This is a genomic window from Microbacterium saccharophilum (assembly GCF_007992455.1).
In the GTDB taxonomy this organism is placed as follows: Bacteria; Actinomycetota; Actinomycetes; order Actinomycetales; family Microbacteriaceae; genus Microbacterium; species Microbacterium saccharophilum.
Genome location: NZ_BKAH01000002.1, coordinates 153,593 through 176,993, shown reverse-complemented (window position 1 = coordinate 176,993; position 23,401 = coordinate 153,593). Strand labels below are relative to the sequence as shown.

The following is a 23,401-nucleotide window of genomic DNA, read 5'->3' as shown; positions in this document are numbered from 1 at the left end:
CGGGGCTACAGGTCGGGCAGCCCCGGCTCGGCGCCCGGGTCGAACGGTGCGTCGAGGGAACGCGTCAGCTCCTCGAGCATCGCCGCGATCTGCGGTTCGACGTACTGGCCCACGGCCGCCTGGATGCGCAGGCGGTGGTGCAGGAGGATGGTGCACACCTCGCGGCCGATCATGTTGGCGTAGTCGTCGGCGAGGCGCACCTCCTGGCGGAGGGCGCTCTTGGCCTCTTCGGACAGCGGGGGAAGGTCGGGCACCGCGGCCGCGGCCTCCTCGGCGAGGCCGGAGATCGTGAAGAGGAACGGCGACCCGGGCACGGGGTCGGGGTCCATGGGCAGTCCCTCGAACTCGGGGTCGAGGCCCTCGGCGGGGCGGTAGCTGCGCGCCTGGTTGCGCGCCGCCTGCTGATCGAGCTCGGCCTGCAGCATCGGGAGGTTCCGCGCCGTGTACTCGGCGACGGCGCGGTCGACGATGGTCTTCACTCGCGTGGACAGGCCGTGCTGCACGCCGTGCGGCACGTCGGCGCCGAGCCCCGCCGCCGACAGCACGGGAGACCCGAAGCAGCGGCGGCACGGGGCCACGCGGCCGCGGTGCGTCGCCGGCTCCCAGCGCGGCAGCCATTTCAGCCAGGCGTCCACCGCCTGGCTGACCTGGGTCTCGATCGACCGCTCCACGGGACCATTGTTCCGTGCGGCGCGGCGTTTCGCTGTATGCGCCGCGGAAACCGCGTCCGCGCCGCGCCCCGGGGATGGGCCGGGGCGGTGGGGCGGGCGCCACGCGGCGTGGGCGGGGGCGGGGCCGCCGGGGGTGGGCCGGGGCGGTGGGGCTGGCGCCACGCGGCGTGGGCGGGGCGGGCCGGGGCGGTGGGGCGGGCGCGCCGGGAGCGGTCGGAGCCGTTCGGGGCCGCGCTCGCCGGGGCGAGCGCTCGCCAGGATCTTCACCCGCGCCGAAACGCGGGTCCAGGGCGAAGACACCCGCCACTCGGCGCGGATGAATCGGCCGCGGGGTCTTCATCCGCGCCGAAACCCGGGTTGGGGGCGAGGGCACCCGCCATTCGGCGCGGGTGAATCGGCCGCGGGGCACCACACGCTCCCGGCCCCGCACTCATCCGCGCCAGATTGCGAGTGCGTGCCAGCGGGGCCCGCCATGCGGCGCGGATGAGCGAGCTCGCCGTAGCGTCCGCGGCGCCAGGCGTCGCCGCCCGGCGACCCTAAGCACTTCACCCGCGCCGAAGTGTGGGTGCGGGGCGTCGAGACCCGCCATTTGGCGCGACTGAACCTCAGCGGGGATCTTCGCCCGCGCCGAAGTGCGGGTCGGGGCGTCGCGACCCACCATTTGACGCGAGTGAGCCTGAGCCCGGATATTCATCCGCGCCGAAGTGCGGGTGCGGGGCGTCGAGACCCGCCATTTGACGCGAGTGAACCTGAGCGGGGATATTCATCCGCGCTGAAGTGCGGGTGCGACGCGTGCACACCCACCATTCGGCGCGAGCGAACCGCGGCGGGCGGCCGCCGCCAGAGCCCCAGCGACCGAGCCACGCCGACGACGCGCGCAGCGGCGGGTCAGGGCTCGTCGAGGTCGTCGCGCTCCCACGGCCAGCGCGGACGTTCCGCGCGCGTGCGCACGAGAGCCACGGCCGACCAGGCCGCGACGAACGCGGCCCCGGCCAGGACGAGCGCGAACCACGAGGTCGCGAATCCGCCCGCGGCGGCGAGCGCGAGCGCGGCATCCGTCCCCTGCAGCATCGCGCCCAGGCCGAAGCCCACCAGGTACGCGAGCATGGCGGCCACCGTCACCGGAAGCGCGGCGACGTACGAAGGCTGCGGGCGACGCAGATACGCCCACAGCAGGCCGCCGAAAGCCCCCGTCGAGACCGTGAGGGCCAGGATGCCGGCGAGCTGGCCGACGCCGGGTGTCGCGATGACGTCGGCCTCGAGCAGGAGGCTCGCCATCCCGAGGCCGCCGATCGCGAGCGCGACGAACGCCACCGTCGCGAGCGCCACCGCCACCGGCGGCGCCACTCCACGGCCGGTCATGGCATCACACGCGGTGAAGCTGCGGGCCCGCCTCGAGCGTCCGCTCGTACTCGCGCTGCGCCTCGTAGTTCAGCTCGGTCACGCGCTTGCCGCGTGCCGCGACCCAGGCGCCGAACCAGATCGTCAGCTCGCGGCCGAAGACGAACGCGGCGATGGCCAGGGGCGCGAGCAGCTGGTCGTTGACGATCTCCGCGCCCTCGCTGGCGGTGAGCGTCCAGAACGGCGCCTGGAACAGCTGGCCCAGCAGGTGGCCCACGTACGCGACGGCGCCGACGATGATCCCGAAGATCACCCACAGACCCCAGCGGCCGCGGTTGATGACCGCACCGAGGATCCAGAAGCCGAGGAAGAAGACGACGACGGGGACCCAGAACCACCACGTGGTGAGCGCGGCGAGCGCCTCCTCGCCGACGTTCTCGAGGGTGACGTCGCCCTGAATCGCGCCGAAGCCGAGCGCGGCCGCGAGGTACAGCACGGCGAAGGAGAGCGCGGCGAGCAGGCCGATGGCGCCGGCGGCGCCGCGGTTGCCGCGGGCGCGCGGGGCCTCGGGGGCCTGGACGAAGATCGGCTGGGGCGCGGGGGCGGCGACGGGCGCGACCGGCTCGCTCTCGACCGGACGGTACGTCTCGGTGGGCGCCGCGGAGGGAGCCATCGAGTAACGGTCGTCGGCGGAGGCGTCGACGGAGGAGCCGGTCGCGGCCGGGCCCGTGCGGAGGTAGTCGAGGCCGTCGTCGTCGGCGGACCGGTCGTGCGCGGCGCCGGTCGTCGCGGCGTCGCGCGTCCCGCGGTCGCCGTAGACGGCATCCTGGCGGTCGTCGTACGCGGCGCCCACGGGGCGGTCGTCACGCGCGGCGTCGGCGGCGAGGTCGTCACGGGCGGCCTCGTCGGAGCGCGCCGCAGCGGCCTGCTCCTCGGGGGTCACGGCGTCGCGCTTGGCCGCCTCGGCCTCGGCGAGACCGGCGTTGGCGCTGCCGACCACGTCATCGACGGACCGGTCGTCACGAGCGGGAGTGCTGTCGTCGACGGGCTCACCGTACTTGGGGTCGCTCATTGCGATGTGCTCCTCACGCGAAGGCGTTCGCCGCCGCACAGTGAGCGTAACGCGCCCGCCGCACACAGTCCGGGAGCCATGCCGACGTGTCGGGACGTGTCCCGTGCAGGGCCGAGCCCCGCGACGTGTCGGGGCGTCGGGTGGGAACCTCCCGCCTATCGTGGAGGACATGTCGTCCCCGTCCGCACGCCGCGCGCTCCTCGCCGCTCCGGCCGGGGCCGTGCTCCTCGCTGCGCTCCTCGCGGCCTGCGCGCCGACCCCCGAGGCGGCGCCGTCCGATGCCCCCACGACGGCCGCCGCCACCCCGACGCCGACGCCCACCGCGACGCCCACGGGCGTCCCGCCGGTCCCGTCCGGCCCCGTGCTGTCCATGACGGTGCTGCCGACGGACTGCGAGGCGATCGTCGACGACGCCGTCCGCACCCAGCTGGAGGGCGTTCCCCTGAACGACCCGGCATTCGGGGAGACCGGCGTCCTCCCGGACCGGTCGCTGCGCTGCGTCTGGGGGCAGCCCGGCGCCGACACGACGCGGCTCGAGACGACGATCAACTACGCGCCGAAGAACGACGTCCTCGACTACTTCAACGCCCGCATGGACGAAGGCTTCGTCTGCTACGAGCCGGCCGGCGGGCTCCGCTGCGAGAAGACGTGGGAGAACGCCGACTTCCCGGTCACCGACGGCCGGACGCTGTTCTACCGTGACGGCGTGCTCATCGACACGCAGTACTCGAACCTCGCGCCGACCGGCTACACGACCGCCGTCATCCGCGCGATCTGGCCGTCCGCGCTCTAATCCGCCCAGACGGCGTCCGCGACCCGCCCCGGGTAGTCCGCCGGCTGCCAGGACGTCTGGGATGTCGACAGCCACAGCCCGCCGCCAGCCTCGATCGTCTCGACGAGTTCGCCGTCGGTGCGCGTGCAGCGCGTGCGTCCGTCGGACGCGGCGCACGCGAAGCCCGCGGTGGGGAGGGCGGTCGCGGCGATCGCGCCGGCATCCGTGGCCACCTCCGCGAGCGTCGTGGAGATCTCGCCCTCCGCCGACCGCCAGGTGCAGGTCATCCGGACGGTCGGGGCGAGCGCCTCGACGAGTCCTGTCGCCGTCGTGGTCGGCAGGTCGCGCGAGGGCGTGAGCACCGAGTCCGGCGCCCAGACGAGCGAGGCCCACAGGGGCTGGCTGTACAGATCGCGGCACTCCGCGGGCGCGCCGCCCTCGGCGGGTTCGTCGCGGGCCTCCGGGGCGGATACCGGGCCCTTCACCTGATCGCCGAGCCACGCGAGGGATGTCGGGAGCATCGGCAGCGCGAGGACGACGAGCACCGCCACGATCGCGGCGCTGATGAGCCCCACGACCCACGCGAAGATCGCATTCCTGCCGCCGACCCGGGTCATGCTCCCACGGTAGGCGCCCCGGCCCCGGCGCCCGCACCGGCGCTCCGAGGAGCCGCGGAACGGGAACGCCGAAGGCCCCCGGCATGATGCCGAGGGCCTTCGAGTGAGGGATGCCGGTGGGTGACCACCGGCATCCGCCTCAGTTGTACGTGCCGGGCGTGAAGTCGTCCGTCGAGAAGCTGTCGAAGTCGACGAAGCTCAGGTCGGCGTCGCTGTACGCGCCGTCCGAGGCGAAGATGCGGTTGGGGTACCGCTCGCTCTTGGCCTCCTCCGTCGCCTCGACCACGACGTTGCGGTACTTCGCAAGGCCGGTGCCGGCGGGGATGAGCTTTCCGATGATGACGTTCTCCTTGAGGCCGACGAGCGGGTCGCTCTTGCCCTCCATGGCCGCCTGCGTCAGAACGCGGGTGGTCTCCTGGAACGATGCCGCCGACAGCCACGACTCCGTCGCGAGCGACGCCTTCGTGATACCCATCAGCTCGGGACGGCCGGACGCGGGACGCTTGCCCTCGGCCACCGCCTCGCGGTTCATCTGCTGGTAGCGCTTGAAGTCCACCAGCTCACCCGGCAGCAGCGTGGTCTCGCCGTGGTCGACGACGGTGACCTTGCGCAGCATCTGGCGCACGATGACCTCGATGTGCTTGTCGTGGATCGGCACACCCTGCGAGCGGTACACGCCCTGGACGCCGTTCACGAGGTACTTCTGCACCTCGCGGGCACCCATGACACGCATGACCTCCTTGGGGTCGAGCGTGCCCACCAGGATGGGCTGGCCGACCGTGACGCGCTGACCGTCCTCGACGAGGAGGGTGGCGCGCTTGAGGACGGGGTAGACGTGCGGCTCGTCGCCGTTGTCGGGCGTCAGGATGACCTTCTTGGCCTTGTCGGTCTCGTCGATCTTGATGACACCGTCGGCCTCGGCGATCGGGGACGCACCCTTGGGGGTACGGGCCTCGAACAGCTCCTGCACGCGCGGCAGACCCTGCGTGATGTCATCGGCGGACGCCGAACCACCCGTGTGGAAGGTGCGCATCGTCAGCTGGGTGCCGGGCTCACCGATCGACTGGGCCGCGATGATGCCGACGGCCTCGCCGATGTCGACGAGCTTGCCGGTCGCGAGCGAACGGCCGTAGCACTTCGCGCAGACGCCGACAGCCGAGTCGCAGGTGAGGACCGAGCGGACCTTGATGGACTCCACGCCGCCCTCGACGAGCGCGTTGATGAGCACGTCGCCCACGTCGTCGCCGGCGGAGGCGAGCACCTCGCCCGAGGGGCTGACGACATCCGCGGCGAGGGTACGGGCGAACACCGAGTTCTCGACGTTCGCGTCCTTCACCAGCGTGCCGTCGGCGCCGGGCGCCGCGATCGTGAACTCCAGGCCCTTGTTCGACCCGCAGTCCTCCTCGCGGATGATGACATCCTGCGAGACGTCGACGAGTCGACGCGTGAGGTAGCCCGAGTCGGCGGTACGGAGAGCCGTGTCGGCCAGACCCTTACGGGCACCGTGCGTCGCGATGAAGTACTCCGCCACCGACAGACCCTCGCGGTACGAGGAGATGATCGGACGGGGGATGATCTCACCCTTGGGGTTGTTCACGAGGCCGCGCATACCCGCGATGTTGCGGATCTGCAGCCAGTTACCACGAGCGCCCGAGCTCACCATGCGGTTGATGGTGTTGTCGGCCGGGAAGTTCGCGCGCATCGCGCCCTGAACCTCGTCGGTCGCCTCGGTCCAGATCTTGATGAGCTCCTGGCGACGCTCGGCGTCGGTCGTGAGGCCCTTCTCGAACTGGCCCTGGACCTTCGCGGCCTGCTTCTCGTAGCCCGCCACGATCTCGGCCTTGTTCGGCGGCGTGAGGACGTCGCTGAGCGCGACGGTCACACCCGAACGGGTGGCCCAGTAGAAGCCGGCGTCCTTGATGCGGTCGAGCGAAGCCGCGACCTCCACCTTCGGGTACTCCTCGGCCAGCTTGTTGACGATCTGCGACAGCTTGCCCTTGTCGGCCTGCTCGCGGACGAACGGGTAGCCCTTGGGGAGCGTGTCGTTGAAGATCGCCTGGCCGAGCGAGGCGTCCACGAGACCGTGGCGCTCGTAGCCCTCGGGGGCTTCGCCCTCGAGGAACGTCAGACCCGGGACGCGGATGCGGACCTTGGCCTGCAGGTCGAGGGTGCCCTCGTCCTTCGCCAGGATCGCCTCGCCGACCGAGCCGAACACGCGGCCCTCGCCTGCTGCGCCCTCGATGACCGTGGTCAGGTGGTGCAGACCGATGATCATGTCCTGGGAGGGCAGTGTCACCGGGCGGCCGTCGGACGGCTTCAGGATGTTGTTCGACGCCAGCATGAGGATGCGGGCCTCGGCCTGGGCCTCGACCGACAGCGGCAGGTGGACGGCCATCTGGTCACCGTCGAAGTCCGCGTTGAACGCGGCGCAGACGAGCGGGTGCAGCTGGATCGCCTTGCCCTCGACGAGCTGAGGCTCGAAGGCCTGGATGCCGAGACGGTGCAGCGTGGGCGCACGGTTGAGCAGCACGGGGCGCTCGCGGATGATCTCCTCGAGCACGTCCCAGACCTCGGGACGGGTCCGCTCGACGGCGCGCTTGGCGGCCTTGATGTTCTGCGAGTGACCGAGGTCGATGAGGCGCTTGATCACGAACGGCTTGAACAGCTCGAGCGCCATCTGCTTGGGCAGACCGCACTGGTGCAGCTTGAGCTGGGGACCGACGATGATGACCGAACGGCCCGAGTAGTCCACGCGCTTGCCGAGGAGGTTCTGACGGAAGCGGCCCTGCTTGCCCTTGAGCATGTCGGACAGCGACTTCAGCGCACGGTTGCCGGTGCCCGTGACGGGGCGACCACGGCGGCCGTTGTCGAACAGCGCGTCGACGGCCTCCTGCAGCATCCGCTTCTCGTTGTTGACGATGATCTCGGGGGCACCGAGGTCGATCAGGCGACGGAGACGGTTGTTGCGGTTGATCACGCGGCGGTACAGGTCGTTCAGGTCGCTGGTCGCGAAGCGGCCACCGTCGAGCTGGACCATCGGGCGCAGCTCCGGCGGGATCACCGGGACGACGTCGAGGACCATCGCGGCCGGGCTCATGCCCGTCTGCAGGAACGAGTTGACGACCTTCAGGCGCTTGATCGCGCGGATCTTGCGCTGGCCCTTGCCCTCGGAGATCTGCAGGTGCAGCGACTCGGCCTCGGCGGCCAGGTCGAACGCCTCGAGGCGACGCTTGATCGACTCGGCGCCCATGTAGGCCTCGAAGTACTGACCGAACCGGTCCTGCAGCTCGTGGAAGACGTCGTCCTCCTGCTTGAGCTGACCGACGGAGAGGTTGCGGAACTCCTCCCAGACGCGCTCGAGCTTGCCGATCTGCTCGTCGGAGCTCTTGCGGATGCCGGCCATGTCCTTCTCGGCGGCGTCCTTGACCTTCTTCTTCTGGTCGGCCTTGGCACCCTCCGCCTCCAGGGCGGCGAGCTCCTCCTCCAGCTTCGCCAGACGCGTGGCGACGCGGGCGTCACGACGGTCGGCGAGGTTCTTCAGCTCGAGGCGCAGGTTCGACTCGTGCGTGGGCAGGTCGCGGTGACGAGCATCCTCGTCGACCGAGATGACCATGTACGCGGCGAAGTAGATGACCTTCTCGAGGTCCTTCGGCGCCATGTCCAGCAGGTAGCCGAGACGCGAGGGGACGCCCTTGAAGTACCAGATGTGGGTGACCGGCGCGGCGAGCTCGATGTGGCCCATGCGCTCACGGCGGACGGAGGACTTGGTGACCTCCACGCCGCAGCGCTCGCAGACGATGCCCTTGAAGCGGACGCGCTTGTACTTGCCACAGGCGCACTCCCAGTCGCGGGAGGGGCCGAAGATCTGCTCGCCGAAGAGGCCGTCCTTCTCCGGCTTCAGCGTGCGGTAGTTGATGGTCTCGGGCTTCTTGACCTCACCAAAGGACCAACGACGGATGTCGTCAGCTGTGGCCAGGCCGATGCGAAGCTCATCGAAAGTGGTTGCGTCGAGCACTAGTTCTCCTGTGTCGAAAATCGTTTGTAAGCCTGGCCGGGTCAGATCTCGTCGATGGACGTGGTCTCGAACCGGGTGGAGATGTTGATGCCGAGCTCTTCAGCAGCGCGGAAGGCCTCGTCGTCGGTGTCACGGAGGTTGACCGCCGTGCCGTCGGCCGAGAGGACCTCGACGTTCAGGCAGAGCGACTGCATCTCCTTCATGAGCACCTTGAAGGACTCGGGGATGCCGGGCTCCTGGATGTTCTCGCCCTTGACGATCGCCTCGTAGACCTTGACGCGGCCCACGATGTCGTCGGACTTGATCGTGAGGAGCTCCTGCAGCGCGTACGCGGCGCCGTAGGCCTCGAGGGCCCACACCTCCATCTCACCGAAGCGCTGACCGCCGAACTGCGCCTTACCACCGAGCGGCTGCTGGGTGATCATCGAGTACGGGCCGGTCGAGCGCGCGTGGATCTTGTCGTCCACGAGGTGGTGCAGCTTCAGGATGTACATGTAGCCGACCGAGATCGGAGCCGGGAACGGCTCGCCGGAGCGACCGTCGAACAGCTTCGTCTTGCCCGAGCGGTCGATGAGGCGCTCACCGTCACGGGTGAGGAGCGTCGAGTCGAGCAGACCCGCGATCTCCGACTCGGCGGCACCGTCGAACACCGGGGTGGCGACCTTCGTGCCGGGCGCGGCCTGGCGAGCGGACTCGGGGAGCTGCTTGGCCCACTCCGGGTCGCCCTCGACCTTCCAGCCCTGCTGGGCGATCCACCCGAGGTGGGTCTCCAGCACCTGGCCGAAGTTCATTCGACCCGGGATGCCGAGCGGGTTCAGGACGATGTCGACCGGCGTGCCGTCGGCGAGGAAGGGCATGTCCTCGACGGGGAGGATCTTCGCGATGACCCCCTTGTTGCCGTGGCGGCCGGCGAGCTTGTCACCCTCGGTGATCTTGCGCTTCTGGGCGATGTAGACCACGACGCGGCGGTTGACGCCCGAGCCGAGTTCGTCGTCGCCGTCCTCGGCGTTGAACTCCTTGACCGCGATGATCGTGCCCTGCTCGCCGTGCGGCACCTTCAGGGACGTGTCGCGGACCTCGCGGCTCTTCTCGTTGAAGATCGCGCGGAGCAGGCGCTCCTCGGCCGACAGCTCGGTCTCGCCCTTGGGCGTGACCTTGCCGACGAGGATGTCACCGGGACGCACCTCGGCGCCGATGCGGACGATGCCGCGCTCGTCGAGGTCCTTCAGCAGGTCGGGGCTGACGTTGGGGAGGTCACGGGTGATCTCCTCCTTGCCGAGCTTGGTGTCGCGCGCGTCGACCTCGTACTCCTCGATGTGGATCGAGGAGAGCGTGTCGTTCTTGACGAGCTCCTGGCTGAGGATGATCGCGTCCTCGAAGTTGTGGCCTTCCCACATCATGAACGCGACGAGGAGGTTCTTGCCGAGCGCGAGCTCGCCGTTCTCCGTCGCCGGGCCGTCGGCGATGACCTCGCCGACCTCGACCCGCTCGCCGGCCGAGACGACCACGCGCTGGTTGTAGGAGGTGCCCTGGTTCGAGCGGTCGAACTTGCGCAGGAAGTAGTCCTGCGTGCCGCCCTCGTCCAGCTGCAGGGTCACGACGTCGGCCGAGACCTCGGTGACGACACCGGCCTTCTGCGCGATGATCACGTCACCGGCGTCGATGGCCGCGGGGCCCTCCATGCCGGTGCCGACGACGGGCGACTCGCTGCGCAGCAGCGGGACGGCCTGACGCTGCATGTTCGCACCCATGAGGGCGCGGTTCGCGTCGTCGTGCTCGAGGAACGGGATGAGCGAGGTCGCGACCGAGACCATCTGGCGCGGGGAGACGTCGATGTAGCCGATCTCCTCGACGTGGAACAGGTCGACCTCGCCACCCTGACCGCGACGGGCGAGGACGCGGTCCTCGGCGAAGTGGCCGTCCTTGAGGGGCGTGCTGGCGGGGGCGACGATGAAGTCGCTCTCCTCCGTGGCCGTGAGGTAGTCGATCTGGTCGGTGACCCGGCCGTCGATGACCTTGCGGTACGGCGTCTCGACGAAGCCGAACGCGTTGATGCGGCCGAAGGTCGCCATACGGCCGATCAGACCGATGTTCGGGCCTTCCGGCGTCTCGATGGGGCACATGCGGCCGTAGTGCGACGGGTGGACGTCACGGACCTCGACGCCGGCGCGCTCGCGCGACAGACCGCCGGGGCCGAGCGCGGACAGCGTGCGCTTGTGGGTCAGACCCGCGAGCGGGTTGTTCTGGTCCATGAACTGCGACAGCTGCGAGGTTCCGAAGAACTCCTTGATCGCGGCGACGACGGGGCGCACGTTGATCAGGGTCTGCGGCGTGATGGCCTCGATGTCCTGCGTGGTCATGCGCTCGCGGACGACGCGCTCCATGCGGGACAGACCCGTGCGGACCTGGTTCTGGATGAGCTCGCCGACGGCGCGGATGCGACGGTTGCCGAAGTTGTCGATGTCGTCGACGTCCAGGCGGATGTCGGTGGTCTTGCCGCCGCGGAGACCCTCGAACGTGACGTCGCCGCGGTGCAGGCGGACGAGGTACTTGATCGTCGCGACGATGTCGTCGACGGTCAGGACCGAGTCGCTGAGCGGCTTGTCGAGGCCGAGCTTCTGGTTGATCTTGTAGCGGCCGACCTTCGCCAGGTCGTAGCGCTTGGAGTTGAAGTAGAAGTTGTCCAGGAGCGCGCGGGCGGCCTCGGCGGCGACCTGCTCGCCTGGACGGAGCTTGCGGTAGATGTCGCGGAGCGCGTCCTCCTTGGTGAGGATCGTGTCCTTGGAAAGCGTGTCCTCGATGGAGTCGAAGCCGGCGAACTCGTTGAGGATGTCCTCGCTGGAGAGGCCGAGGGCCTTCAGGAACACGGTGACCGACTGCTTGCGCTTGCGGTCGATGCGCACGCCGACCTGGTCGCGCTTGTCGATCTCGAACTCGAGCCACGCACCGCGGCTCGGGATGACGCGCGCCGACACGATGTCCTTGTCGCTCGTCTTGTCGGGGGTCTTGTCGAAGTACACACCGGGCGAGCGGACGAGCTGCGAGACGACGACGCGCTCGGTGCCGTTGATGATGAACGTGCCCTTGGTGGTCTGGAGCGGGAAGTCGCCCATGAAGACCGTCTGGGTCTTGATCTCACCGGTGAGGTGGTTCATGAACTCGGCCTCGACGTACAGCGGGGCGGCGTAGGTCTTGCCGCGCTCCTTGCACTCCTCGATCGAGTACTTCTCCGGCTCCAGGTACGGGTTCGTGAACGAGAGCTGCATCGTCTCGCCCAGGTCCTCGATCGGGGAGATCTCCTCGAAGATCTCCTCGAGGCCGCTGGTCTCGGGCACGTCGGTGCGGCCGGCGGCCTTCGCCTCTGCGACCCGCGCCTTCCACGTCTCGTTGCCGACGAGCCAGTCGAAGGACTCGGTCTGCAGCGCCAGGAGGTCGGGGACCGCCAGCGTGTCGGAGATCTTGGCGAACGTGAGACGCGAAGCGTCACGGCCGTTCTTGGGGGTGGTGGTGGAATTGGTTGCGTTGCGCGCAGCAGCCAAGGGGATTACCTCCGTGAGCCCGGGCAGGGGCTGGTTTCCTTGTCGTCAGGTGGAGTGCTCCCGAACCCGAAAACCTGCGCAGCACGCGCCGCCGGAATACGACGGGGGCACAACAGGCACAAGCCGACCACCATATGAGGGCAGGGGGAAGGGAGCGCAACTACCCACTATAGCCCGGGCGACGCGCCATGTCCAGCGAGATTCTTGATTTGTCCCGGATGCTGCGGTATAACCGCGCGATCACGCGGCGTCGGGCCGCGAGATCCGCCGGAAACCCGTGGCGCGAGCGCGGACGGAAGGCCATGATGTCCCCATGACTGGGGTCATCCGCCCCGTGATCCGCACGCCCGACCAGCGGATCCGGGTCTTCGTCAGCTCTACCCTGCGCGAGCTCGTCGATGAGCGCCGCGCCGCGCGGTCGGCGATCGAGCGCCTCCACCTCGCGCCGGTGATGTTCGAGCTCGGCGCCCGCCCGCATCCCCCGCGCGAGCTGTACCGCTCGTACCTGGAGCAGAGCGACGTGTTCGTGGGCATCTACGGCGCCAGCTACGGCTGGGTCGCACCGGACGAGGAGGTGTCGGGGCTGGAGGACGAGTACAACCTCGCGCCGCGGGACATGCCGAAGCTCATCTACATCAAGGCGACCGACCACCGCGACGAGCGCCTGACGGAGCTCATCGCCCGCATCCAGGCCGACGACACCGCCGCCTACCTCCCGTTCACGGCGGCCGACGAACTGGAGTCCCGGGTCGCCGCCGACCTGGCGACGCTTCTCGCGGAGCGCTTCGACGAGTCGCGGCGCACGCCGGAAGGGGACGATCCGGCCGCCGCCGGCGCCTCGCCGGCGGCGCGCATCCCCGTGCCGTACACGACGACGATCGGGCGCGAGGACGACCTGGCCGCCGTGCGGGAGATGCTGGCGCGCGGCCACGACCGCGTCGTGAGCCTCATCGGCCCCGGCGGCATCGGCAAGAGCCGTCTCGCGATCGAGCTCGCCCTGGGCGCCCGGGACCTCTTCCCCGACGGGGTGTACTTCGTGGCGCTGGAGAACGTCCTGGAGCCGGCGCTGCTGATCCCGACGATCGCCTACGGTCTCGGCATCCGCGACAACGGCGAAGCCGCGCTCGAGGGCCGCATCGCACGGGCGCTGGAGGACCGGCGCGTCCTGATCGTGCTCGACAACTTCGAGCAGATCGTCGACGCCGCCCCGCTGCTCGTGCGACTGTACGACCTCGCGCCGCAGGCGACGTTCCTCGTGACGAGCCGCATCGTGCTGCGGATCCGCGGGGAGCGGGTCTACGACCTGCGCGCGCTCACGACGCCTGCCGACGGGGCCCCCGCCACGCGGGAACGGGCGGGGATGTCGACGGCGTGCGCCCTCTTCGCCGACCGCGCCCTCGCCGCCAAGCCCGGCTTCGCCCTCACCGAGGACAACGCCGGCGCGGTCATGGACATCTGCCGGCGCCTGGAGGGGCTGCCGCTGGCGATCGAGCTCGCCGCCGCGAAGGTGCGGATGCTGTCGCCGCAGGCCATCGCGGAGCGGCTGAGCCGTGCCCTCCCCCTCCTGACGGCGGCCGTCCGCGACATGCCGGAGCGGCACCGCACGATGCGGGCCACCCTGGAGTGGAGCGTGAGCCTGCTGACCCCGGCGCACCGGGCGCTCCTGGAGGACCTCGGGGTGTTCGCGGAGCGGTTCACGTTCGAGGCCGTCGAGGCCATCGGCGCCGGACGCGACTGGGAGGCCGAGGTCATCGACGGCCTCGCGGCGCTCGTGGACAGTTCGCTCGTCACACAGACCGACATCGACGGGCGGAGCGTCCTGTCGCTCCTCGCGATCGTCCGCGAGTACGCCATCGACCGGCTCAAGGAGCGCGGCGAGGCCGACCTCATGCGGGCCGCGCACGCCGACTACCACCTGGCCCTCGTGCGGCGGATCGCGCCGGAACTGCGGGGCCCCGGGCAGGAGGCGGCGTTGGCCGAGCTCGGCCTGCAGCTGGCGAACCTCCGGGCCGCGGTGCGGCATCTCGTCTACATCGACCGGCTCGACGACGCCGGCGACCTCGCGTGGGCGCTCCTGATCTACTGGTGGATCATGGGCCTGTTCGCCGGCGTGCGGGTGTGGATGCTGGAGCTGCTGGGCAAGGACAAGCCGATGACGCAGCACACCCGCGCCGTCGCATGGTTCTACGCCCTGTGGGGGGAGCTGTGGCAGCGCCCCGCGCAGGAGGTCGTCGCCGGCCTCGGCGAGGTGGCGCGGCTGTTCGGCGAGGCGGGCGACGAGGACGCCGCCGCCATGGCGTTCGCGGCGCGGGCGACCGCGCGCGTGCAGCTGCCCGACCCCGACATCGATCTCGCCGAGCGGGAGCTGAACGAGGCGGTCGAGCGGCTGCACGCCGTCGGAAACGCGTGGGGCGAGGCGATCACGCGCGTCTCCCTCGGGAGGGTCGCGTGGCTCCGCGGGTCACGCGAAGACGCGCTCGCGCACTTCGAGCGGGCGAGCGCCATCGCCGACGCGGGCGGCGACCTCTTCACCCGGTCCATCGCGGGCAACCAGAAGGGGCGGCTGCTCATGGTCGGAGGCGCCGTGGACGAGGCGGAGGCGGTCTTCGTCCGGACGCTGCTGGACTCGCTGCGCCTGCATCACGAGGAGGGCGTCGCCTACGGCCTCGAGGGACTGTGCGCCGTCGCCGCGGCGCGCGGCGACGCGCGGCGCGCCGGCGAGCTCTCCGCCGCCGCGACCACCATCCGCCATCGCGTGGGCGTCTTCGACGTCGAGGCGTTCACGGTGCACGCGCTGTCGCTGGACGCGGCCCGCGCGAAGGCTCCGGCCCTCGTCGCCGAGGGCGAGGCCAGCGGCGCGGAGCTCACCCTCACCGAGGCCGTCGCCCGCGCGCTGCCCCCGCGCGAGCTCGCCACGGCGCAGGAGCAGCTCGCGCGCTGGTGACCGAGGCCGGCGCTCGCGGCGGGTCCGGTCAGCTCCAGGTCCAGGAGGCGAGGACCGATTCGGCGATCTCGTCCCGGTCGGCGTCGGAGACCGTGGGGCTGAAGGAGAACGTGACGACGTAGGTCTGCCCGTCCGCCGTGACGTAGAACTGGTCCACCACGTACTCGGTGCCCTCCGACGCCAGCGCGGCGGAGAGGTGCGCCGACTCGGAGCCGGCGACGGTGATGCGGTCGCCGATCTCGACGTCGGTCGCGCCGACGCCCTCGAGCTCCTCGACGCCGAGGGTCTCCACCTGCTCGGGCGTCACCTCGCCGGCCGGCGAGAGGATCACGTTGACGTTGTCCGAGAACCCGTCGGCGTCGTCGAGGTCGGCGGCGAACGCGTCGGGGTCGAAGCCCTCGATCTCCTGCTCGGGCTCGCCCCACCCCTCGGGCACCTGGAAGGAGTAGCCGGTGCCGGAGATCGTGTCGCCGGTCGCCGCGGACGTGCCGGGGTCGGCGGCATCCGTCGGGTCCGCCTCCACGGCGGGGGACGACGAGCATCCCGCCAGTGCCAGCAGGGCGACGAGGACGAGGGGGACGGACTTCGTTGTGCGCGACATGCGGTCAACCCTAGGCGGGCCAGGGCCCGGTCCGCGCGTGCCGGAAGCGCAGTGTCGTGCCGGGGCGCGCCTGCGCCAGCGCGTCGCGTCCGGCATCCGTCACCACCGCGATGACGGGATAGCCGCCGGTGACCGGCCCGTCCGCGCCGAGGATGACAGGGCGGCCGGCGGGTGGGACCTGCAGGGCGCCGGGGGCCATCCCCTCGCTGGGGAGCTCGTCGGTGCGCACGCGGTCCAGGAGCGGTCCGTCGAGTCGGATGCCGACGCGGTCCGCCTGACCGGTCACGGTCCAGGCCGCCTCGAACAGGGCGGCGAGCGCGGGCGGGGCGAACCAGTCGGCGCGGGGCCCCGGGGCGAGCTCCACCTCGATGAGGTCGTCTCGGGGCGGGCTCCACGGGTGCAGGTCGTCGGGCGGGACGGGGCGCGCCGCGGCGGCGGCGAGCGCGAGCGCGGAGCCGGCGGCGAGGGGGGCCGGGCCGAGCCCGGACAGGATGTCGGTGCTCCGGGACCCGAGCGCCGCGCGGGCGTCGAGGCCGCCGCGCACCGCGAGGTAGCCGCGCGCGCCGCGCGTGAACCAGTCGACCTGCAGCTCCGCGCCGGCCGGCCACAGGTGCGCCTCGTACGGCGCGAGCTCGCGACCGGCGCAGCGGATCGGACCCCACGCGCCGGTCACGGCGACCCACAGGTCGGTGTGCGCGACGGCGCGGAACCCGCCCAGCGTGATCTCGACCCCCGCGGCGCCCTCGTCGTTGCCGACGAGCCGGTTCGCGGTGCGCAGCGCGGCGCGGTCCAGCGCGCCGGAGACGGCGACCCCCTCCGCGGCGTGACCGGGGCGGCCCTGGTCCTGGACGGTGGCGAGGAGCCCGGGCTCGCGGATCGTGAGGGCGGGGGTGGGGGTCAGGTTCGGGGTCGCCGGGACGCGAGGCACGGGCGGGGTGGAGTCGGCGCGGCCGCGAGACGCGGAGGGGGTGGAACCGGGAGGCGGGGGCGCACCGGCCGTGCCGGCACGGTCGGCAGGGGCGGCGCCGGTCACGGGTGCGGCGCCGCTCACGGCATCCGGAACCTGCGGCACGAACCGCACGCGCGCACCCGGTGCGAGGAGGGCCGAGGTGCCGGCATCCGGGTCGAAGAGCGGGGCCGGCGTCGTGCCGATGAGCTGCCAGCCGCCCGGCGTCTCGCGCGGGTACGCCCCGCTGAACGCGCCGGCGAGCCCCACGGCGCCGGCCGGCACGCGGGTGCGCGGAGTCGCGCGGCGGGGTACGTCGAACGGCCACTCCTCGCTCACGAGGTAGCCGAAGCCGGGGGCGAAACCGGTGAACGCGACCGTCCACTCTGCGGCGGCGTGCCGGGCGGTGAGCTCCGCGGGGGTGAGGCCGAGCAGGTCGGCCGTCTCGGCCAGGTCGGCGCCGTCGTACGTGATCGGAAGCTCGACGAGGGAGGAGGGCGCCGGCGCGGCGGCCGGCGCCTCCGCGGCGGCGGTGATCCACGCCCGCGCCGCCGTGAGCGGCAGCGCGCCGGGGTCCACGCGGACGAGGACCGTGCGGGCCGCGGGGACGATGTCGACGACCCCGGGCGGGGGCGCCGCCGTCAGCTGTGCGTGCAGGTCGAGCACGGCGTGCAGGCTCGGGACCTCGGCCAGGACGGCCCGGTCGCCGAACGGCAGCAGGCGGAGGCCGGTCACCACGGCGCGCGCACCGCCACACCCGCCGCGTCCAGCGCCAGACGGACGGCCCGCGCCATCGCGACGGCGCCCGCGGTGTCGCCGTGCACGCAGAGTGACACGGCATCCACCCGCACGAGGGTCCCGTCCGCCGCCTCGACGACGCCCTCCCGCACGAGCCGCACGGCGCGGGCGGCGACGGCATCCGGGTCGTGCAGGAGCGCGCCCGGCTCGCCGCGCGGGACGAGCGAGCCGTCGGCCCGGTACCCGCGGTCGAGGAACGCCTCACGGCGGAAGGGCAGCCCGCGGGACTCCGCCGCACGGGCGATCGCGCCGTCCAGGCCCAGGACGGGCAGCGGGCGGCCGAGGCGCGCGGCGACGTCCGCGACGGCGGTCGCGACGGCGGCGGCGGCAGCGGCATCCGCCGTGACCGCGTGATAGAGCGCGCCGTGCGGCTTCACGTAGCGGAGGTCGGCGCCGGCGCCGACGAGCGCGGTCAGCTGCGCCGCGACCTGCGCGCGGAGCGTGGCGGGGTCGACGTCCTGCGCGGCGCGGCCGAATCCCGCGCGGTCGAGGTAGGACGGGTGGGCCCCGACGGCGACGCCGCGGCGCGCGGCGCGCTCGACCGCGTCGCGCATCGAGGCGGCGTCTCCCGCGTGGCCGCCGCACGCGACGGAGGCGCTGGAGACGACCTCGAACATCGCCTCGTCGTCGGCCGTCGGCATCCCATCGACCGTCTCGCCGAGGTCCGCGTTGAGGTCGATCGCCGCCATGCACCCACGGTAGCGCCGCGTCCGCAGCCGGAGTGGCGGACCCGGCGGCGCCGAGAAACCACATCGAGCACGAGACACCACGACACACGCGGTTTCTCACGCCGGATGTGGTTTCTCGTGCCGGATGTGGCTTCTCGGGGCGCGAAGGGCACAGAGGGGGCGGAGGGGGCGGGCCGGGGCGGCGGGTAGCGTGGGGGGATGGCGCGCGCACACCTGGAGGATGCGGGGCCGTCGCGGCGCCTGTCCGACGGCACGATCGCGCGCATCCTCCCGAGCCGCTTCGCCGGCGGCTTCGAGCTCGACGTCGACGGGACCCCGCAGTCGCACGTCGACCTCGACGATCCGACGCACCTGCACTTCGAGTACATCGCGCGGATGGCGGCCGTCATCGACCTGCTCGGGATGCCGGGGCAGCCGCTGACCGCCGTGCACCTCGGCGCGGGCGCCCTCACCCTCCCGCGCTACCTCGAGCACACCCGCCCGGGCTCCCGCCAGCAGGTCGTGGAACTCGAGCAGCCGCTCGCCGACCTCGTGCGGGAGAACCTGCCGCTCCCCCGCGGCGCCCAGGTGCGCATGCGCATCGGCGACGCGCGGGCCGTCGCGCAGAAGATGCCGCCGGGACTGATCGGCGCCGCCGACCTCGTCGTCTCCGACGTCTTCGCCGGGGCGCAGACCCCCGCGCACCTCACGACCGTCGAGTACTACCGCATCCTCACGCGCCTCCTCGCCCCCGCCGGCGTCCTGCTCGTCAACGTCGCCGACGGCGCCGGGCTCGCGTTCGCACGACGCCAGGTCGCGACGGTGCGCGCCGTCCTGCCGGAGGTCATCGTGCTCGCCGAGGTGCAGACGCTCAAGGGCCGCCGGTTCGGGAACCTCGTGATCGCGGCGTCGCCTGCTCCCCTCCCGGTCGAGTGGCTGCCGCGTCTCATGGCCGCCGGCCCGCACCCGGCGAAGGTCGCGCAGGGCACCGAGCTGGACGAGTTCGCGCGCGGCGCGCGGGTCATGACGGATGCGGATGCCGCCCCGTCGCCGAAGCCCGCGACGTCCGTGTTCGAACGCTGAACCCGGTTCCGACGCCGAGGTCGACGGCACGCGGCGTGCCTCGCCGGATGCGGCGGACCTCGGGTGACACTGGAGGCGCGAACCGGCACGCGCGAAGGGAGACGACGGTGAGCTACATCCTCGGGTACGACCCCGACACCCTGCGCGAGCAGGTAGATCTCCGCCGCTGCAAGGACCGTCTCGACGAGCTCGGCGACCAGCGGAGCCTCCCCGCGCTCCTCGAGCGCGTCTGGCTGCTGAAGGTCCTCGGCAAGCTCGAGGACGCGCTCGTCGTCTCGGAGCAGGCGGTGCGGGTCGCCCGCATGGCCGGCACCCGCAAGGACCTCCTCCGCGCCCGTGTGCTGCACGCGACGGTGCAGCAGTTCCGCGGCGCCTACGCGGCCGCCGTGCACGAGCTGAACATGTGCACCGAGGAAGCGGAAGGGCAGGGCTGGACGGCCCTCGCGGCGTTCGCCTGCCAGCACCGCGGCAAGGTCCACTACGACGCCGGCGACTACGGCGCCGCGCGCGCCGACTTCAAGCGGGCGCTGTTCCTGAGGCAGGAGTCCGGAGCGCCGGAGGACCAGCTGGAGTCCACGCTCCTCGCGATCGAGGCCGCCGACCGGCGTCGGCACGCGGCATCCGTCGCCAGCTGAGTGTCCGACCCACGCTCTATCGTCCCGGCATGACCGATCTGCACGTCGTCCGCCGCGAGGCGGAAGCCCTCATCGCGGCGCACCTCGACGCGTCGTGGTCGTTCGCGTTCGACAACGCGAAGCGCCGCGCCGGCGCCTGCGACTACACCCGCAAGCGCATCACGGTGTCGCGGTACCTCGCCGCCCGGTTCGACGACGAGGAGAACCGGCAGGTACTGCTGCATGAGGTCGCGCATGCGCTCGCCGGGGCGAAGGCCGCGCACGGCGCCGCCTGGAAGCGGACGGCGCGCTCGATCGGGTACACCGGCGGCGTGACGCACCACGGCCAGACGGCCACGGAGCTCGCGCCCTGGGTCGGCGTCTGCCCCGCCGGGCACACCGCCTACCGGCACCGCCGCGCCACCCGGGCGACATCGTGCGCGAAGTGCTCGCCGGTCTTCGACGAGCGGCACCTGTTCAGCTGGCGGCGACGCGAGATCACCGCCGCGACGCGGCTCGCCGCGATGACGCCGCGCTGAGCCCGACGTCCGGGGCTCAGGCGTACGCCGTGAACCGGCCGCCCCGGAAGACCGGGACGCAGGTCGCGGCATCCGTCGTCGCCGCGGCGACGACCTCGTCCCGCACCCCGCGGTCGATCAGCTCCTGGCCGGAGCCGCTCGCCGTGAGGAGGTGCCGCACCGCACCGCGGAGCCCGCGGAACGCCTCGCCCGCCGCGGCCGCCTCCGGCGACGTGTGGTCGAGGCCGAGCGCACCGAGCGCGTCGACGACGGCGCCGGCCCCCAGCAGGTCCTCGACCGCGAACCGCAGCGGCGCGCCGGCCGCACGGCCGGCCAGCTCCCCCGCCGCGATGAGCGCGATGCTCGTCCGGGCGCCGCGGCGCCGCTGCTCGGCGAGGATCGCGTCCGCGACGGCGGCGGCGTTGCGCAGGGCCCCGAGCATCACGACGGTGCCGGACGCGGCCGCGTGCGCGGCCACCGCCGCGCCGTTCAGCGACACGGCGTGCGCGTCGGCATCCAGCGCCACCGACTCGCCTGCCGCGACCCGGTCGATCACGGTCGACGAGAAGCGCAGGACGTCGACGACGACCGTGACGTCGGCCGGAGCGAGGCGGTCGTAACCGGCCACGCCCCAGTCGAGACGGACCTGGTAGCGGGACTGGTCGAAGGGGGAGCTCACGCCTCCAGGCTACGGGCGTCGATGACCGGCTTGAGCGCGAGCACGAGGCGCAGCACGTTGCGCGCCGAGCGCTGCAGCTCGCCGAGCGTCAGGCCGTCCGGGCGCGCCAGCGACTCGAGGATCGTGTCGTCGGCGTAGTCGCCCGGTCCGGCCTCGGTCTTCACTCCGCCGGGCATGAGCACATCGACCTGCGCGCGGACGCGGTAGGCGTTGTCCGCCAGCGCCGGGAAGTCGGGGTCCACGGCCTCCTCCATCCACCAGTCGGTGATGACGCAGCCGGCGTACCCCCACTCCTGGCGGAGGATCGTCGTGACGAGATCGTGGTGATAGTGCGACCACACCCCGTTGACCTGGTTGTACGAGGTCATGAGCGCAAGCGGCTCGGCTTCGCGGACGCAGATCTCGAACCCGCGCAGGTAGATCTCGCGCAGCGCCCGCTCCGAGACGCGGGAGTCGTTGCGCGTGCGGTTGGTCTCCTGGTTGTTCGCGGCGAAGTGCTTCGGGCAGGCCGCGACGCCGTTGGACTGGACGCCCGTGACGACCGCGGCCGCCATCCGGCCGGTCAGCAGCGGGTCTTCCGAGAAGTACTCGAAGTTGCGGCCGCAGAGCGGGTCGCGATGGATGTTCATGCCCGGGCTCAGCAGGACGTCGGAGCCCTTGCGGATCATCTCCTCGCCGTGCAGCGCCGTGAGCCGACGGACGAGCGCCGTGTCCCACGTGGATGCCAGGGCGGTGCCGGACGGCAGGAGCGACGCGTAGGCGGAGAGGCGGATGCCGCTGGGTCCGTCGGTCGTGGTGACCGGCGCCACGCCCTTCGCGCGCAGCGAGGGGGACACCCCGCCGAGGACGCCGGCGTTCCCGGCGGCGCCCAGCGCACTGTGCATCGTCACGTCGCCGCGGGCCAGGAGGGCGAGCTCCTCGGCGCTCAGCTGCGCGACGAACTCGTCCAGGCTCGCGGCGCCGGCGGCGACGGCGTCCAGTGTGATGCCGCGGTCCCCCGTCATCGGCGTCTCGGCGGGAAGGCCCGCGGTGATGCGCTCGGCACGTGCGACGGTCGCGGTCGGCGCGTCCTGCCACGCCACGACGGCGCGGCCGTCCTCGTCGCGGGCCAGCGTCATCCGGCGGAACGGGGCCGACGGCGAGGGCGCCGCGGCCTCGGACACCTGGCGGACGACGCGGAGCTCATCGATCGTCACGACGGCCGCCGGCGCCGCCGAGCGCACGTCGGTGCCGACGAGGAAGCGGTAGTGGCCGGCCTCGAGCACCCACGCGCTGCGATGTCCCGTGGCTCCCGAGTCGTCGTAGGAGGCGAGGTCGTCGAGGCGGACCGCGAGCTCGAGCCGCTCGGCGGCGCCGGGGGCCAGCTCGCCGGTCTTCGCGAACGCCGCGAGGCGGCGTGCGGGCTGCCCGAGGCGCCCGTCCGGCGCGGCGACGTAGACCTGCACGACCTCGCGCCCGCTGTGCGCGGCGCCGGTGTTGCGGACGTCGACGGCGAGCCGGAGGCCGGCCTCGTCCACGGTCGTCTCGGCGACCGTGACGTCGAAGGTCGTGTAGCCGAGGCCGTGCCCGAAGGGGTACTGCACGCGCTCGGGCGCGAAGGTCTCGAACCAGCGGTAGCCGACGAAGATGTCCTCGGCGTACTCGTTGGCGTCTGGGTCGCCGAAGTTCGCGGCGCTCGGGTAATCCTCGTAGGACCACGCGATCGTGTCGGTCAGCTTGCCGCTCGGCGAGACCTCCCCGGCGAGCACGGCGGCCACCGCGCGCCCGCCCTCCATGCCGCCCTGCCAGGCGTACAGGACCGCGCCGATGCGGTCGCCGTAGTCCGCGATCCACGAGAGGTCCATGACGTTGCCGGCGTCGAGCACCACGACGGTGTGCGGGAAGGATGCCGTGACGGCGTCCAGCATGGCGCGCTCGTCGCCCGTGAGGTGGAAGCTGCCGGGAGCCCGGACGCTCTCCCGCGCCTCACCGGCGGCACGCCCGATCACGACGACCGCCGTGTCGGCGCGCTCGGCGGCCGCCGCGGCGACGGCCGGGTCCAGCGGCATCTCCGGGAAGTGGTGGGGCCACTGCCCCCACGTGCCCTCGAAGGCAGGACGGTGGGCGGCGCACCAGGCGGTGTACAGCTCGGCGGTCGCGGCATCCACCGCCACGCCCGCGTCGCGCAGGCCGGAGAGGAGGTTCCAGACGTACGGCACCTTCACGTCGCCGCCCGACCCGTAGCCGACGGCGAACCAGTCGATCTGCACGCGCCCGAAGACGGCGACGGGGCGCCCCGCCAGCGGCAGCGTGCCGTCGTTGTGCAGCAGCACGAGACCGTCGGCGGCCGCCTGCCGCGCGACCTCGGCGAGGGCGGGGTCGAGGGTGGGATCGGTGTCCTCGAGCAGCGTGGAGATCTGCGCGACGGATTCGACCGGCGTCACAGCGTGCGAGCGGTCACCGGATTCAATGGCGGGAGAGAGGGGCATCGGTGTCCAAGGGTGTGTCGTGGCGGTCGTCATGGGAGCGCTCCCATCCGATCTC

General features: G+C 72.2%; 16 protein-coding genes. 5 read left to right on the top strand and 11 right to left on the bottom strand.

Going from position 1 to position 23,401, the window contains the following annotated elements:
- Positions 1-5: 5 nt before the first annotated feature.
- The 3 genes from MSA03_RS02845 to MSA03_RS02835 all read right to left on the bottom strand — a co-directional run bounded on the left by MSA03_RS02845 (position 6) and on the right by MSA03_RS02835 (position 3,084).
- Positions 6-671, bottom strand: a complete 666-nt coding sequence (locus MSA03_RS02845; protein WP_028496543.1) for a hypothetical protein — start codon at positions 669-671, stop codon at positions 6-8.
- Between the two features lie 888 nt (positions 672-1,559).
- Positions 1,560-2,033 (bottom strand): DUF6121 family protein, encoded by a 474-nt coding sequence (locus MSA03_RS02840; protein WP_028496544.1) that lies wholly within the window; start codon positions 2,031-2,033, stop codon positions 1,560-1,562.
- A gap of 4 nt (positions 2,034-2,037) precedes the next feature.
- Positions 2,038-3,084, bottom strand: coding sequence for an ABC transporter (locus MSA03_RS02835; RefSeq protein ID WP_028496545.1), 1,047 nt, complete (start codon positions 3,082-3,084; stop codon positions 2,038-2,040).
- Between the two features lie 169 nt (positions 3,085-3,253).
- On the opposite strand from MSA03_RS02835, the gene MSA03_RS02830 reads away from it, so the two are divergent.
- Entirely contained in the window at positions 3,254-3,877 is a 624-nt protein-coding gene (locus MSA03_RS02830) for a hypothetical protein (RefSeq protein WP_028496546.1), read from the top strand.
- On the opposite strand, the gene MSA03_RS02825 is transcribed toward MSA03_RS02830, so the two are convergent.
- The 3 genes from MSA03_RS02825 to rpoB all read right to left on the bottom strand — a co-directional run bounded on the left by MSA03_RS02825 (position 3,874) and on the right by rpoB (position 12,027).
- Positions 3,874-4,473, bottom strand: a complete 600-nt coding sequence (locus MSA03_RS02825; protein ID WP_147049564.1) for a hypothetical protein — start codon at positions 4,471-4,473, stop codon at positions 3,874-3,876. The two genes, MSA03_RS02830 and MSA03_RS02825, sit on opposite strands and share 4 nt — an antisense overlap.
- A gap of 139 nt (positions 4,474-4,612) precedes the next feature.
- On the bottom strand, positions 4,613-8,488 hold the full coding sequence (rpoC, locus tag MSA03_RS02820) for a DNA-directed RNA polymerase subunit beta' (protein ID WP_028496548.1): 3,876 nt from the start codon (positions 8,486-8,488) through the stop codon (positions 4,613-4,615).
- A 41-nt stretch (positions 8,489-8,529) separates the two neighbouring features.
- Entirely contained in the window at positions 8,530-12,027 is a 3,498-nt protein-coding gene (gene rpoB / locus MSA03_RS02815; RefSeq protein WP_147049563.1) for a DNA-directed RNA polymerase subunit beta, read from the bottom strand.
- Between the two features lie 313 nt (positions 12,028-12,340).
- On the opposite strand from rpoB, the gene MSA03_RS02810 reads away from it, so the two are divergent.
- Positions 12,341-14,971, top strand: coding sequence for an ATP-binding protein (locus MSA03_RS02810; protein WP_147049562.1), 2,631 nt, complete (start codon positions 12,341-12,343; stop codon positions 14,969-14,971).
- A gap of 28 nt (positions 14,972-14,999) precedes the next feature.
- Here MSA03_RS02810 and MSA03_RS02805 read toward each other — a convergent pair whose 3' ends face one another.
- The 3 genes from MSA03_RS02805 to MSA03_RS02795 are packed head-to-tail and all read right to left on the bottom strand — an operon-like array spanning position 15,000 to position 18,005.
- Positions 15,000-15,572, bottom strand: a complete 573-nt coding sequence (locus MSA03_RS02805) for a hypothetical protein (RefSeq protein ID WP_028496550.1) — start codon at positions 15,570-15,572, stop codon at positions 15,000-15,002.
- A 10-nt stretch (positions 15,573-15,582) separates the two neighbouring features.
- The gene (locus MSA03_RS02800; protein ID WP_244946297.1) at positions 15,583-17,253 is read right to left on the bottom strand and encodes a 5-oxoprolinase subunit B/C family protein; all 1,671 of its coding nucleotides are present in this window, start codon (positions 17,251-17,253) and stop codon (positions 15,583-15,585) included.
- On the bottom strand, positions 17,250-18,005 hold the full coding sequence (locus MSA03_RS02795) for a LamB/YcsF family protein (RefSeq protein ID WP_147049560.1): 756 nt from the start codon (positions 18,003-18,005) through the stop codon (positions 17,250-17,252). Before MSA03_RS02795 ends, MSA03_RS02800 begins: the two co-directional genes overlap by 4 nt.
- Positions 18,006-18,203: 198 nt before the next feature.
- On the opposite strand from MSA03_RS02795, the gene MSA03_RS02790 reads away from it, so the two are divergent.
- From MSA03_RS02790 to MSA03_RS02780, 3 genes are all read left to right on the top strand, one after another.
- Entirely contained in the window at positions 18,204-19,067 is an 864-nt protein-coding gene (locus tag MSA03_RS02790) for a spermidine synthase (RefSeq protein ID WP_147049559.1), read from the top strand.
- A gap of 107 nt (positions 19,068-19,174) precedes the next feature.
- Positions 19,175-19,702 (top strand): hypothetical protein, encoded by a 528-nt coding sequence (locus MSA03_RS02785; RefSeq protein WP_028496554.1) that lies wholly within the window; start codon positions 19,175-19,177, stop codon positions 19,700-19,702.
- A gap of 29 nt (positions 19,703-19,731) precedes the next feature.
- Positions 19,732-20,220 (top strand): SprT-like domain-containing protein, encoded by a 489-nt coding sequence (locus MSA03_RS02780; RefSeq protein WP_147049558.1) that lies wholly within the window; start codon positions 19,732-19,734, stop codon positions 20,218-20,220.
- A gap of 16 nt (positions 20,221-20,236) precedes the next feature.
- Here the strand turns inward: MSA03_RS02780 and MSA03_RS02775 are convergent, their stop codons facing one another.
- Both MSA03_RS02775 and MSA03_RS02770 read right to left on the bottom strand, forming a co-directional pair.
- A complete protein-coding gene (locus MSA03_RS02775) occupies positions 20,237-20,878 on the bottom strand; it encodes a 2-phosphosulfolactate phosphatase (RefSeq protein ID WP_028496556.1) in 642 nt (213 codons plus the stop codon).
- Positions 20,875-23,346: a glycoside hydrolase family 3 protein gene (locus tag MSA03_RS02770; protein ID WP_147049557.1), complete on the bottom strand. Its 2,472-nt coding sequence runs from the start codon at positions 23,344-23,346 to the stop codon at positions 20,875-20,877. The genes MSA03_RS02775 and MSA03_RS02770 overlap by 4 nt, the downstream gene beginning before the upstream one ends.
- Positions 23,347-23,401 lie beyond the last annotated feature (55 nt).

Excerpts from the sequence above, each read along its gene's own strand:
- MSA03_RS02840 (WP_028496544.1), bottom strand. The coding sequence starts at position 2,033 with ATGACCGGCCGTGGAGTGGCGCCGCCGGTGGCGGTGGCGCTCGCGACG.
- MSA03_RS02795 (WP_147049560.1), bottom strand. The coding sequence starts at position 18,005 with ATGGCGGCGATCGACCTCAACGCGGACCTCGGCGAGACGGTCGATGGG.
- MSA03_RS02770 (WP_147049557.1), bottom strand. The coding sequence starts at position 23,346 with ATGCCCCTCTCTCCCGCCATTGAATCCGGTGACCGCTCGCACGCTGTG.
- MSA03_RS02830 (WP_028496546.1), top strand. The coding sequence starts at position 3,254 with ATGTCGTCCCCGTCCGCACGCCGCGCGCTCCTCGCCGCTCCGGCCGGG.
- MSA03_RS02825 (WP_147049564.1), bottom strand. The coding sequence starts at position 4,473 with ATGACCCGGGTCGGCGGCAGGAATGCGATCTTCGCGTGGGTCGTGGGG.
- MSA03_RS02790 (WP_147049559.1), top strand. The coding sequence starts at position 18,204 with ATGGCGCGCGCACACCTGGAGGATGCGGGGCCGTCGCGGCGCCTGTCC.
- MSA03_RS02810 (WP_147049562.1), top strand. The coding sequence starts at position 12,341 with ATGACTGGGGTCATCCGCCCCGTGATCCGCACGCCCGACCAGCGGATC.
- MSA03_RS02835 (WP_028496545.1), bottom strand. The coding sequence starts at position 3,084 with ATGAGCGACCCCAAGTACGGTGAGCCCGTCGACGACAGCACTCCCGCT.
- MSA03_RS02780 (WP_147049558.1), top strand. The coding sequence starts at position 19,732 with ATGACCGATCTGCACGTCGTCCGCCGCGAGGCGGAAGCCCTCATCGCG.
- MSA03_RS02805 (WP_028496550.1), bottom strand. The coding sequence starts at position 15,572 with ATGTCGCGCACAACGAAGTCCGTCCCCCTCGTCCTCGTCGCCCTGCTG.